At 61.8% G+C, this 12799-nt stretch carries 9 protein-coding genes; 7 read left to right on the top strand and 2 right to left on the bottom strand.

The window, feature by feature from the left end; translation table 11 throughout:
• Positions 1-54 precede the first annotated feature (54 nt).
• Complete coding sequence (locus HMPREF2912_RS06995) at positions 55-786, bottom strand: GntR family transcriptional regulator (RefSeq protein ID WP_185963230.1); 732 nt, start codon at positions 784-786, stop codon at positions 55-57.
• A gap of 66 nt (positions 787-852) precedes the next feature.
• Between HMPREF2912_RS06995 and serS the strand changes: the two genes are divergently transcribed.
• The 7 genes from serS (at position 853) to HMPREF2912_RS06960 (ending at position 10602) form a co-directional block, all read left to right on the top strand.
• Positions 853-2115 carry a serine--tRNA ligase gene (serS, locus tag HMPREF2912_RS06990; RefSeq protein ID WP_070563457.1) on the top strand — a complete coding sequence of 421 codons (1263 nt, stop codon included), beginning with the start codon at positions 853-855 and terminating at the stop codon, positions 2113-2115.
• A 94-nt stretch (positions 2116-2209) separates the two neighbouring features.
• Positions 2210-3904, top strand: coding sequence for a lysophospholipid acyltransferase family protein (locus HMPREF2912_RS06985; protein WP_070624353.1), 1695 nt, complete (start codon positions 2210-2212; stop codon positions 3902-3904).
• A 332-nt stretch (positions 3905-4236) separates the two neighbouring features.
• A complete protein-coding gene (locus tag HMPREF2912_RS06980; protein ID WP_070683680.1) occupies positions 4237-5961 on the top strand; it encodes a glycerol-3-phosphate dehydrogenase/oxidase in 1725 nt (574 codons plus the stop codon).
• A 74-nt stretch (positions 5962-6035) separates the two neighbouring features.
• A complete protein-coding gene (locus HMPREF2912_RS06975) occupies positions 6036-6773 on the top strand; it encodes an MIP/aquaporin family protein (protein ID WP_070531827.1) in 738 nt (245 codons plus the stop codon).
• 24 nt (positions 6774-6797) lie between these two features.
• A complete protein-coding gene (gene glpK / locus HMPREF2912_RS06970) occupies positions 6798-8345 on the top strand; it encodes a glycerol kinase GlpK (RefSeq protein WP_070624352.1) in 1548 nt (515 codons plus the stop codon).
• Positions 8346-8532: 187 nt separating this feature from the next.
• Positions 8533-9378, top strand: a complete 846-nt coding sequence (locus HMPREF2912_RS06965) for a Cof-type HAD-IIB family hydrolase (protein ID WP_070624351.1) — start codon at positions 8533-8535, stop codon at positions 9376-9378.
• Between the two features lie 123 nt (positions 9379-9501).
• Positions 9502-10602 (top strand): HNH endonuclease signature motif containing protein, encoded by a 1101-nt coding sequence (locus HMPREF2912_RS06960; RefSeq protein ID WP_070624350.1) that lies wholly within the window; start codon positions 9502-9504, stop codon positions 10600-10602.
• A gap of 164 nt (positions 10603-10766) precedes the next feature.
• Here HMPREF2912_RS06960 and HMPREF2912_RS06955 read toward each other — a convergent pair whose 3' ends face one another.
• Entirely contained in the window at positions 10767-12707 is a 1941-nt protein-coding gene (locus HMPREF2912_RS06955) for an N-acetylmuramoyl-L-alanine amidase (RefSeq protein ID WP_070683678.1), read from the bottom strand.
• Positions 12708-12799: the final 92 nt, after the last annotated feature.

Below are 12799 nucleotides of genomic sequence, written 5' to 3'. Positions count from 1 at the left end.
CCCTCAACGGCCCAGGCTTCTAGCCCGCCCAAGGCTAAGGCGGCGGGAGAATCACTAGATGCGCGAGCGGGAGACGTGTGTTGTGAGCCGGTAGCGGTCAGTGCGGTAGACCGAGGAACACCATTCAACCGGGCGGTCCCCGGAGCGGGCGAGGCGGGTGATGTGCAGGAGCGGGGTGCCCGGTGAGACGTCGAGAAGCTCGGCGATGTCCTCCTCAGCTGCCACGGCGGTGACGGTTTGTTCGGCCTCGGTGATGGGGACCTTGAAGGTGTTATCCAAAATCGAGTAGACGGAGTTGTAGATGTCATTTTCCAGCAGCGTGGGCGCGAAGGCAGAGTTATACCAGCCATCATCGATGGAATAAGGCTCGCCATCGCCCAAGCGCAGGCGCCGCAGGTGGGTATGGGAAACCGAGGCTTCCGTACCGAAAAAGGCGCAGACTTCACCGGGGGCGGCGCTGCGTTCACCCAGCAGGATGCGCGAGGAGGCCTGTACTTTCTGATAGCCCATCTCATCAGAAAAGGAGGCCAAATGAAGCCGGGAGACCAGCGGGTTGGGGGCCACGAAGGTGCCTTTTCCTCGCACGCGGCGCAGGCGGCCTTCAGCTACTAGGTCACCGATGGCGCGGCGCACGGTGATGCGGGAAACGCCGTATGTTTCCTCGAGGATGCGCTCGCCCGGAAGGATGTCACCGGGTTTGAGGGTGGTTCGGCAGAGCTCGGAAAGAATATCCCGCAGCTGAGCGTGCTTGGGCACGGGGCCGTCGGTAATGATGTGAGGTGCCATGTTATCCATGATAATCCGCTGGTTATTACCAGCGCAAAGGTATGGCCGTGCGCTAAACTATCCGGCGTGATTGATCTCAAGTTTCTTCGCGAAAATCCCGATGTCGTCCGCGCCTCCCAGGTAACCCGTGGGGAGGACCCCGCTTTGGTGGACCAGCTGCTCTCCGCCGATGAACAGCGCCGCGCGGCCATTGTGAAGGCAGACCAGCTGCGCTCGGAGCAGAAGGCCTTTGGCAAGAAGATTGGCCAGGCCTCCCCGGAGGAGCGCCCCGCGCTGCTGGAGGGCTCCAACGAGCTGAAGGAGAAGGTCAAGGCGGCCGGCGAGGAAGCGGCCGCAGCCGAGGCCAAGGTGACGGAGCTGCAGTACCAGCTCTCCAACGTGGTGGAGGGTGCCCCGGCGGGCGGTGAGGATGACTTCATCGTGCTCGAGGAGGTCGGCGAGAAGCCGCAGTTCGACTTCGAACCGAAGGATCACCTGGAATTGGGTGAAACGCTGGGGCTTATCGACGTCAAGCGGGGCGCCAAAGTCGGTGGCGCACGTTTCTACTACCTCACCGGCGATGGAGCCTTCCTGCAGCTGGGCATGCTGATGTTGGCTGCGCAGAAGGCCCGCGAGGCCGGTTTCCAGCTCATGATCCCGCCGGTGCTCGTGCGCCCGGACGTCATGCAAGGCACCGGCTTCCTGGGCCAGCACTCGGATGAGATCTACTACCTGCCGGCGGATGATCTCTACCTGGTTGGTACCTCCGAGGTGGCTCTGGCCGGCTACCACAAGGAAGAAATCATCGACCTGTCGAAGGGGCCGCTGCAGTATGCGGGCTGGTCCTCCTGCTTCCGCCGCGAGGCGGGTTCTCACGGCAAGGACACCCGCGGAATCCTGCGCGTGCACCAGTTCGACAAGCTGGAGATGTTTGTCTACTGCAAGCCGGAAGACGCCGAGGAGATGCACCAAAAACTCCTGAAGATGGAAAAGGACATGCTTGCGGCGATGGAGCTTCCCTACCGCACCATCGATATTGCGGGTGGGGACCTGGGCTCCTCCGCGGCGCGCAAGTTTGATAACGAGGCGTGGGTGCCGACTCAGGAGACCTACCGCGAGCTCACCTCGACCTCGAACTGCACCACCTTCCAGGCCCGCCGCCTGTCCACGCGCTACCGCGATGAGAACGGCAAGACCCAGTACGCCGCTACGCTCAACGGCACCCTGGCTACCACCCGCTGGCTCGTGGCCATTCTGGAGAACCACCAGCAGGCGGACGGCTCCGTCGTGGTTCCGGAGGCACTGCGCCCATTCGTGGGCAAGGACGTTCTGTACCCCGTAAACTCCTAGAAGAACGCGGCGCGCGGCGGCTCGCGCGCCGCTTACTTTTGTCCCCTCCTTGCTGCCTTCCGCCGGCGGCGAGGTCTTAAGCATTTGGAGCACTATGAGCGCTGTGGCTAACTTCCTCTACCGGCAGATCACGCACATCGGGCGCGGGGTGACTATTGCTCAGGGGCTCAAGATGCGCTTGTCCGGGGAGGAGAATATCCCGGATAAGGGCGGGGCCGTCATCGTGTGCAATCACACCGGCTACATGGATTTTCTCTTTGGGGCTTTCCTGGCGTATCGCAAGCGCCGCTTGGTGCGCTACCTGGCTAAGGCTTCTATCTTTAAGACACCGGTGGCAGGACAACTTTTTCGGCTGATGGGCCATGTGCCGGTGGACCGCATCGATGGTGGGGCGTCGATTGTGAAGGGCATTGAGCTGGCCAAGAGCGGGGAGCTCGTTGGGGTGTTCGCGGAAGGAACGATCTCCCGCAGCTTTGAGATTCGCAGCATGCGCAATGGCGCGGCGCGGATTGCTCATGGCGCGGGTGTGCCGATTATTCCGCAGGTTATCTTTGGCTCCCAGCGCCTGTGGACGAAGGGGCAGAAGAAGCACCTGGGCCGCACGAAGACGCCTGTGCTGATTAAGGCCTTGGAGCCTTATTACACGACGGGTGACTTTGACGCGGACATCGCTGAGGTGCGCCGCCGGATGCAGGAGGCCCTGGAGGGCCTGTGGGCCGACTATGAAGCGGAGTTTGGCCCGATGCCGGCCGGCGAGTTCTGGGTGCCGGCACGCAAGGGCGGCGGCGCCCCGACATTGGAGGAGGCAGAGGCCCAGGACTCCGAGGTGGAGAGTGAGCGCTACCGCGTGCGCCGGCTGCGCGATGATCTGACAAGCCTTAAGGACCGCGTCTCCGAGGCCACGGTGGAGCTCATGCGGGATCGGATGGCACTGATGAAGCCGGGCAGTAACGAGGAAACCGCTACTGCAGAAGCTGGAGCCGACGCCGCAGAGAAGAATCGCCCGCGTACTGCGCCGGAAACCCTCGAGTGGATCAAGGAGAACCTCAACTCGGTGGTTGAGGAAGCCATGCGCGGCGTCGGGGAAGGCCGCGACAAGGTCACGGAGGTCATGGCGCAACTGAAATCCGACGTGATGGAAGCCCAGGCCTCGATGACGGCGAGCAGCAAGGAGATTTTCGCCGGATCCGTGGTGGAGCAGGGCTTGCTGTCTGCAGCGGCGCAATCGCGCATCATTGTTTCCCGCCTGCCTCACCGGGTGAAGGCTGAATACTCTGAAGCGCCGCGGGTTATTGCGGCGGATCAGAGTGCGTTGAGCATGGAGAACGGCGAGATTTCGAAGCGGCTCCAGGAGGCGCTTGTACAACTGCACCCGCAGGTTGAGGAAGTGATCGTGATTTCGCCGCATGGCGAGGTGCTGGACGCTGCGGCTTTTGGGGATCTCCCCCAAACCTGCTGGCGCATTGCCTGCGCGGACGGGGCCGAAGGGGTGCAGTTCAACGATGCTCCTGGCGGCGCAGTGGTGACCGCGTCTTCGCCTGCGGAGGGGTTGGCAGCCGTGGTGAAGAAGATTGGCGCCGAGCCCAAGGATCTCTTGTTCTTTGCCAACGAGCCAGGGGATGAGACCTTTGCGGAGGGTGGGGAAGGCGTCGCTGTGCATATGGTGGCGCTGGAGACCGCCCCCATTGAGGTGATTAAGGCTGCCCGTGCGGTGACGTATTCCTCGGAGCGTTATGGCATGGCTGAGGTGTTGGAGGCGATGGCGCGCCTGCAACGAGAGAAGGAATAGGTCCTTATATCCCTGGACTTGTGGAGAGTTCGTGACGCCCGTTAACACCCCCGGAAGGGGGTGTTATTTTATTTTGTTATCCTATGAAGCTTCTTGAAAATGCCAGCTTACGGCAACGAAACCTACGTGTGAGTAGTGTCTCCGGAGAGAAATCCAGGTGATATATAGCATTGGCTTTGGGAGAAAACTTCTTCCTCATCCGCCTCTCGGGCAGGTAGCCGAGGCATCGGTGAGCAGGGCGCTCGTGGTGGATGAGCACACTATGCTGCGCATTCCGTCAACTGGACAGGACTTTCTGACGCCGTGCAGCGAGAGAGGAGACTCAGTCAACAATGAGCACGACGAGTATTACAAGCTTCAACCCTGAGTATTTTGAAAAGACCTGGAACGACTACTCCACCGAGGATTATGACGTCGTCATCATCGGCGGAGGTTCCGTAGGCGCCGGCGCCGCCGTGGATGCGGCCACTCGTGGCCTGAAGACGGCTGTGCTCGAGGCCCGCGACTTCGCCGCTGGCACCTCGTCGCGCTCCTCCAAGATGTTCCACGGTGGCCTGCGCTACCTGGCCATGTTTGATTTCCGCCTGGTGGCGGAGTCCCTCAAGGAGCGCGAGCTCAACATGTCCACTCTTGCACCGCACCTGGTGAAGCCGCTGAAGTTCATCTTCCCGCTGACCCACCGCGGCTGGGAGCGCGTCATGATGTTTGGCGGCTTTACCCTCTATGACCTCATGGGTGGCGCCAAGAGCGTTCCGATGCAGAAGCACCTCACCCGTAAGGGCGTGCTGAAAGTGACCCCGGGCCTCAAGGAGGACGCCGTCGTCGGTGGCGTGCGCTACTACGACACGCTTGTCGACGACGCCCGCCACACCATGACCGTCCTGCGCACCGCCGCCGAATACGGGGCCAACGTGCGTACCGGCACTGAGGTGATTGGCTTTGAGAAGGACGCCCGCGGACGCGTCACCGCTGCGAAGGTCCGCGACCTGGAAACCAGCCGCGAGGCCACCGTCAAAGGCAAGGTTTTCATCAACGCGACCGGCGTGTGGAACGACAAGATTCAGCAGATGGCCGGCGTCGAAGGAAAGTTCACGGTTCATGCCTCCAAGGGCGTGCACATCGTGGTTCCGAAGGATGCCCTCGACGCGGAAGCCGCGCTGTGCTTCGTCACCGAAAAGTCCGTGCTCTTCGTCATCCCGTGGGGCGAATACTGGATCATCGGTACCACCGACACCGATTGGGAAAAGGGCCTATCCCTGCCGGATCCGGCCCCGACCAAGGCGGATATTGACTACATCCTGGACCAGGTCAACCAGCGCGTGCGCAACAAGATCACCCGCGATGACATCGTCGGCGTGTACTCCGGCCTGCGCCCGCTGCTGTCCGGCAAGTCCGATTCCACCACCAACCTTTCCCGCAACCACGCCGTGGCCCGCGTGGCACCGGGCATGGTCTCCGTCGCCGGCGGCAAGTACACCACCTACCGCGTCATTGGTAAGGACGCCGTGGACCTGGCCGTGAAGGAGCTGGGTTCCAAGGTGTCCGAGTCCGTTACCGAGCGCACCCCGATTCTGGGCGCGGATGGTTACCACGCGCTGGCCAACCAGGTACCGGCGCTGGCTCGCCGCTATAACCTCAGCGAAGACCGCATCGAGCACCTGCTCGGCCGCTATGGCTCGCTGATCGGCGAGGTGCTCGCCCCGGCTGCTGAGGACGCTACGCTTCTCGAGCCGGTTCCAGGCGCCGAGAGCTACATCTGGGCAGAGGTGCGCTACGCCGTGACCCACGAGGGCGCCCTGCACATCGACGACATCGTGACCCGTCGTCTGCGCGTGGCCATCGAGTTCGCCGACCGCGGCGTTGCCGCTGCGCAGCCGATCGCTGAATTCGTTGCCCCGCTGCTGGGCTGGGATCAGGCCGATATTGAGCGCGAAGTCTCCCACTTCACCAAGCACACCGAGGCAGAGCTCGCCGCCGAGGCAGCGCTGACCGACCGTGAGGCAAATGACATCCTCGAGCGCGCAGGAAGCGCACGAGCCACCAAGGAAGAAGCCTAAAAGTCACGGGGCCCAGCGAGCGGTGGATATCCCTCGCTGGGCCCTTGGCCTAGGCAGATAAGAAAGGACATCTAATGACCGGAATGGATGCATTCCTGTGGGAGTTCATCGGCACTGCGCTGCTGCTCCTGCTCGGTAACGGCGTATGCGCTGTTGTTAACCTTCGAACCTCGGGCGCACGCGGTTCGGATTGGATCGTCATCGCTATGGGCTGGGGCCTCGCGGTGTTCATCGGCGCTAGTGTTGCCGACCCCACCGGTGGCCACCTCAACCCGGCGGTCACCATCATGCTGGCCGTGAATGGTTCCCTCGAATGGAGCCTCGTTCCCTACTACCTGCTGGGGCAGATTCTCGGCGCCATGCTTGGTGCATTCCTTGCCTGGGCTACCTTTAAGCAGCTTTTCGACGCCAACAACCTCGACGAAGCCGGCAACGTCACCGGCGCGAACAAGAACACCGGGGGCATCTTCTTTACCAAGCCCGCGCACCCGAATAACGGGTGGAACGCGGTTACCGAGTTCATTGCTACCTGCGTGCTGCTCATGTTCATCGCATTCGGCCCAACCGGAGGAGAGCTGGGCCCGCTGAGCTACTTCGGTGTTGCCTTCGTCATCGTCTCTATTGGTCTGTCCCTCGGCACCGCCACTGGCTACGCGATTAACCCGGTCCGTGACCTTGGCCCCCGCATCATGTACGCCTTCGTCCTTCCCATTAAGGACAAGGGAGACGCCAACTGGGGCTATGCATGGGTCCCGGTAGTTGCACCGATGCTGGCGGCCGTCGCCGTTGGCCTGTTGTCCATGGTTCTTTAAACCAACCCCGACAAGGAGAAAACAATGTCTACCAAGAGCTACGTAGCAGCAATTGATCAGGGAACCACGTCTACCCGCTGCATTATTTTCAACCACGACGGCGAACAGGTGTCCGTCGGCCAGCTCGAGCACGAGCAGATCTTCCCGGAGAAGGGCTGGGTCGAGCATGACCCGGAGGAAATCTGGAGCAACACCCGCCGCGCGGTGGGTGAGGCTTTGGCCAACGGCGACATCAACGTCGAAGACATCGCCGCCCTCGGTATTACTAATCAGCGCGAGACCACCGTTGTGTGGGACAAGAACACGGGCAAGCCGGTGTACAACGCCATTGTCTGGCAGGACACCCGCACCACCGAGATTTGTAAGGAGCTCGCCGGCGACGAGGGCGCGGACAAGTGGCGCCGCCGCACCGGCCTCATCATCAACTCTTACCCGGCCGGTCCGAAGGTGAAGTGGATCCTCGATAACGTCGAGGGCGCGCGCGAGCGCGCTGAGGCCGGCGAACTTCTCTTCGGCACCATCGATACCTGGCTGCTGTGGAACCTCACCGGCGGTGCCGACGGCGACAACGGCCAAGAGGCCCTCCACGCCACCGACGTCACCAATGCCTCCCGGACCCTTCTCATGGATATTGAGAAGCTCGAGTGGGATGAGGAACTGTGCAAGGAGATGGGGATCCCGACCTCCATGCTCCCGGAGATCCGCCCGTCCCTGGGTGACTTCCGTACTGTCCGCGAGCGCGGCTCGCTGTCCGGTGTACCGATTCGCGCTATCTTGGGTGACCAGCAGGCCGCCATGTTCGGCCAGGGCTGTTTCCGCCCGGGTTCTGCGAAGAACACTTACGGCACCGGCCTGTTCCTCCTGCTCAACACCGGTACCACCCCGAAGTTCTCTGAGAACGGCCTGCTCACCACCGTGTGCTTCCAGCGCGAGGGCGAGCGTCCTGTCTACGCGCTCGAGGGTTCCGTCTCCATGGGTGGTTCCTTGGTGCAGTGGCTGCGTGACAACCTGCAGATCATCCCGAACTCCGCCTCCATCGAGAACATGGCGCGTGAGGTTAAGGACAACGGCGGCGTCTACATCGTGCCGGCCTTCTCTGGACTCTTCGCTCCGTACTGGCGCCCGGATGCCCGCGGTGTCATCGTGGGCTTGACCCGCTACGCCAATCGCAAGCACCTGGCCCGCGCGGTCCTGGAGTCCACCGCGTACCAGACCCGTGACGTCGCTGACGCCATGGTTGCTGATTCCGGTGTGGAGATCACCGAGCTGCGAGTCGACGGCGGCATGACCATGAACGAGCTACTCATGCAATTCCAGGCAGACATGCTCGGCGTGGAGGTTCACCGCCCGAAGAACGTGGAGACCACCGCCACCGGTGCGGCCTTTGCCGCCGGCTTGGACTCCGGCTTCTGGGATGACCTCAGCGTGCTGGGCTCCCAGCAGGGAGACTTCAAGGTCTGGAAGCCACAGCGCGAGAAGGAAGAAGTCGAGGCTCTCTACCGCGACTGGAAGCGCGCCATCAAGCGTTCCTTGAACTGGGAAGACGTTGATGATGATGACGTTATCGCCTAAGAGCTAACCAGGCGTCTTTGCACGAAGACGCGGCCGTCACGAGCATTATCGTGGCGGCCGCTTTCGTCGTTTTAGGTGTGACGGATTGCGGCGGGGTGCAACGCGGTGGCGGGGGTTTAGCGCTGTGGTGGTTACTCGCGTTGCGGGCACGCCATTGAGCGTGTCGCCCTGACGTAGACTCGGGGCTATGGCCAGTGACGTATTTTCGGACCGCGCTCCGCGCCTCATCATTAGTGATATCGACGGCACCTTATTGGACCGGAACCACCGAGTTCCCCGTCGAAACCGCGAAGCAGTGGCCCGCGCGGTAGCTGCGGGCAGCGCGTTCGCCTTGGCAACTGGCCGGCCCTTCCGCTGGATCATGCCCGTGCTGGAGCAGCTGACCGTGCGCCCAGTGTGCGTGACATCAAATGGCGCGGTGATTTATGACTCGGCGGAAGACCGCGTGCTTTCCGCCCACGAGCTCTCGCCGCAGGCCCTCGCGGAAATCGTGGAGGTGGCGACCAAGGTACTCGAGCCCCATGGCGGCGTTGGCTTCGGTGCGGAACGCACGGGAGGCTCGGTTATGGATCCGGTTGAGGAACTCTTCGTCGTTGAGTCGCACTATTCGGAGAACGCACTCTTCGAAGGCTTTGGACTGGTCAGCGTGGGGGAGTTGGTGTCTCGTCCGGCGGTCAAACTGTTGATCCGCAATACGGCGTTCTCCGCGCCGGAGCTCTACGAGCTTATTGCTCCGCACATCGATCCCGAGCTTGCCCACGTGACTTACTCAATGTCCGAGGGCATCCTCGAGGTCGCGGCCCCCAACGTGACGAAGCGCCGTGGAATTAAGTGGTTGGCCGAGCACCATGGTATTGCTCGCGAGGAGATCATCGCATTCGGTGATATGCCCAATGACATCGAGATGCTCGAGTGGGCCGGGTGCGGTGTTGCCATGGAAAACGCTCACCCGGATGTCGCGGCGGCCGCAGATACGGTGACGCTAGCGCACCACCAAGCAGGCGTGGCAAAGGTCCTCGAGCGCTGGTTCTAGCACTGCTGTACCCCGCTTTGCTGTGGCCGTGAAACCCCGCGCTACCGGCCCTATTTGTGGCGGAACCTGAGGGTTTTCTGCCTCCGGTTGCGGGGTGGGTGGTGGTGTTTTAATCTTTGTCGCATGGGGGATTTGGAGACTTATTTCTCCTATCGCAGGTCGGGGTTGGAGCTTGTGGGGCTTGCGGTAGGCAGTGTGGATGATTTATGCGCGCGTGGTGCATCAAGGGCTGATGCTGCGGAGTTGGCTGGGTTGTATGGGGTGTATTTTGGGCCGACGCGTTTTACAGGTAAACAGCGCCAAGCGCGTGCGGCTGCTGCTTCTCACAGGCATGATGTGGCGACGTTGAGTTTGATTGAGTCCTATACCGCTAAGGTGAAAAAAGAGTTGGATGCGTGGAATCTGCGTGTCCGCTTGGCGGGGACTCCAGCAGACCGTATCCCGAAGGTGGCGAGGGAGAGGTTGAAGCAGTTGCGGCCGCGGCGGGTGCCTGAACCTGGGGTGAGGTTGACGTATCGGGCGTCGGGTCCGCATTCGTTGACGATTACTGATTCAGCGTTGCGCATTAGTGAGATGCGCGGGACATTGGAGTCGATTAATCCGGCTGATTTGTTGGATGCGGCAGGTCAGGTGTTCTTTAATAAGGCGCATGGCGGTTCTAAGCCTGCGGTGGCTACCAATGTGGTGGTGACCTTGGATGAGTTGGAACGGATTGTGCGGGGTGAGGGCGATGATATTGAGCTAGTACTCACCAATGGTGGGCGGATGACTGGCCGGGAGTTTGTCACTTATAAGTTTGCTGAGGTTGGGTATGTGACGTTGGTGCATCCAACGATTGGGCCGGTGTGGTTGCACAGGGTGCGGCGTTTGGCTGGGTTTGAGCAGCGGATTATGGCCAGTGCGGAGCATCCGACGTGTGCGCGTGAGGGGTGTAATAAGCCGGCTGATTATTGTCAGGTGCATCATTTAGTGCCGTGGAAGGCGGGTGGGGCGACGGATCCACCGAATTTGACGATGTTGTGTGCTTATCACAACGGCATCAATGATGATGATCCGGATAAGCCGACGGGTGCTGGTTATGTCTTCAGGCTGCGGGGTGGGGTGGATTATGTGCCACCGTGGGCGGAGCCGATTACTTCCCAGCCGGCGTATCAGGCAGCGCAAGCGGCGTTGAAGCAGCAGGTCACTGGGGGCGTCTTGGGCGGAGCGCCACCGGATATTTAAACCCTCAACAATGCCGAAGCGGAAGCCACCGGGTGGCTCCCGCCACATCGGCGATCCCACACGCTCACGCTAGGCGACGGCCCACCTCGTCGAAGCGTGACTGAAAGCAATGAGTGACACAACGGCGGCACCCCTAGCTAAACGCGGCTAGGGGTGTTTGGGGATTAGTCCGTGAAGACCTGAATCTGCTCAGTCTCCGGGTTGTAGACAATGGATCCGCCCTGGAACTGCACGCGGACTTCCTTGCCGAGGCCGGTGGGGACTTCGTCGGACGTCGGCAAGCCGAGCGTTGCCGAGTTGTTGCCAGACGCCCATTCCTTGGCGATGCGTCCCACGAGCGCGTGCGTACCGGTGTCTTCGGAACTGAGCACGACGCCGTTTTGGAAGAGCTGGTAGATGATGCCTGCCGACTCATCCGGACCGCCAACTGCCAGGCCAAGTGCTGGGCCGAAGGCATTGAGAACTGCCGTCCACGTTTGCTTCAGGCCTTTGTTCTTGCTCAGGGCCAACACCTTGGTCACGATGCCCGGGATCTGCTCCACCGGCAGGCCATTGACCGTCTTATCCGTGTCAATCTGCTGGTCCGAGCGGGCGTACATGATGGCGAAGAGCGTGCCAGCCAGGCCGACTAGTGCGGTGATGGTGCCCATCGGGATTTCGGTATCACCCAGCGAGGACGTTGCCTCCTGTGCCGGGGCAGCCGGTGCGGGAGCAGACGGCGCATTGTTTTTCGGCGCAGAGCCAGAGGAGTCTGGGGTAGAGGTATTGCCGCTGCCCCAGTCCGTTGACGTCGAGCCCGACGCGCCCGACTTGATGGCGAGGTACTTCTTGTGCGCCGCCTGGCGGATCTTCGGCCACTGGGCGATGGTGTAGCGCCCCGGGCAGGCAGTGAAGTGAACGTCGCTGTGCCCGAAAAGGCCGTAGACCGGGGCAGGGGCACCAGCCGGGTAGCGCGAACCACCGAAGCCTTCCGAGCGAAGGGAGACGCGGGAGGTCGGATCGACACCGGAAATGGCGCCCTTCCAGCCGGCGAGGTCGGTGACAGATTCCAAGAGGGCTTCCGTCGGCTGCGCAGTCTCGTAGTTGCCGATCATGGAAATACCCCACGTGTTCTTGTTAAAGCCGCCGATGTGCGCACCCTGCACAGCTTTAGCGAGACCGCCGTAGCGGCCCTCGTAGATAGTGCCGTACTTATCCACCAGCGCGTTGTATCCGATATCGCACCAGCCCAAGTTTTGCGCGTGGTACTGGTAAGCAGCGCGCACCTGCGCGGCTGCTTGCGCGCGGGTGTAGTTATTGGAACCCGCGGTGTGGTGAAGCGCGATGGCCTTCACACCGTCGTCGTAGTCGGCGCCCTTGCAGCGGATGTTCTCATTCGCGCCCCAGCCGGCGCGCGAAACCACGCGCGGCATGCCGTCGGTCTCAGCGGTTGGCTCAATGCCCTCGCCCTCCTGGGCGTTGCCGTCCATGAAGACAGCCTCGAGGCCTTCGACGTCGCTGTTGGCCGGAAGCTCTTCGGTCTCGGCAACGGGGGCGATGTCGCCGACGTTGAAGGAGGCGTCGTCAAGCGCGGCGTCCTCAACGGGGGACTCGGTGAGTTTTTCATCCAAGTTCGACCCTGTCACCAAGTCTACGTTGTTGATGGAGACCTGCACGTCGTTGGTATCGCCCACGAAGATGAGCTCGGTGCCGTTCGTGGCGTTGGGGTCATCGTTGTTGTAGGACATCGAGTCCATGTCGTACCACTCGGACCAGGACCCGTCCGGCTGCTTCGCGCGGACGAAGGCCGCGACATCGCGCGTGCCCTTCCACGTGACGGCGAAGGAGGAGAAGGTCTCATCGCGGTGGAATTGCTTGACGGCGCGCGGGCCTTCGCCCTCGCCCTGGGCTGCGATGGCCGGGTCATCCACCACGACCGTTTCGCCAGAACCGAAGGTTTCGGAGGCCGAGCTCACTTCGATGGGGCCGTTGCCCGCTTCCTGGGTCTGGATGAGGGTTTGGCCGCCCACGGCTGCGGCAGCGACCACAGCGATCGAGGTGACCGTGGCGATAACCGGCGTTGACCACGTCGATTTCGCGGGAACAAGACGACGTTTGAGGTGCACTGTTACTCCCTAGGATGGTGGCGCCACAAGGTTAAGAGAAGCGCAAAAAGTTAACTAACGGGACAGATGGTACGTCAGGTGTTGGAGTGAAA

The sequence above is a fragment of the Corynebacterium sp. HMSC056E09 genome (assembly GCF_001813425.1).
In the GTDB taxonomy this organism is placed as follows: Bacteria; Actinomycetota; Actinomycetes; order Mycobacteriales; family Mycobacteriaceae; genus Corynebacterium; species Corynebacterium hesseae.
The sequence above is the reverse complement of the archived record's forward strand: the minus strand, read 5'-3'. Positions and strand labels throughout refer to the sequence as shown.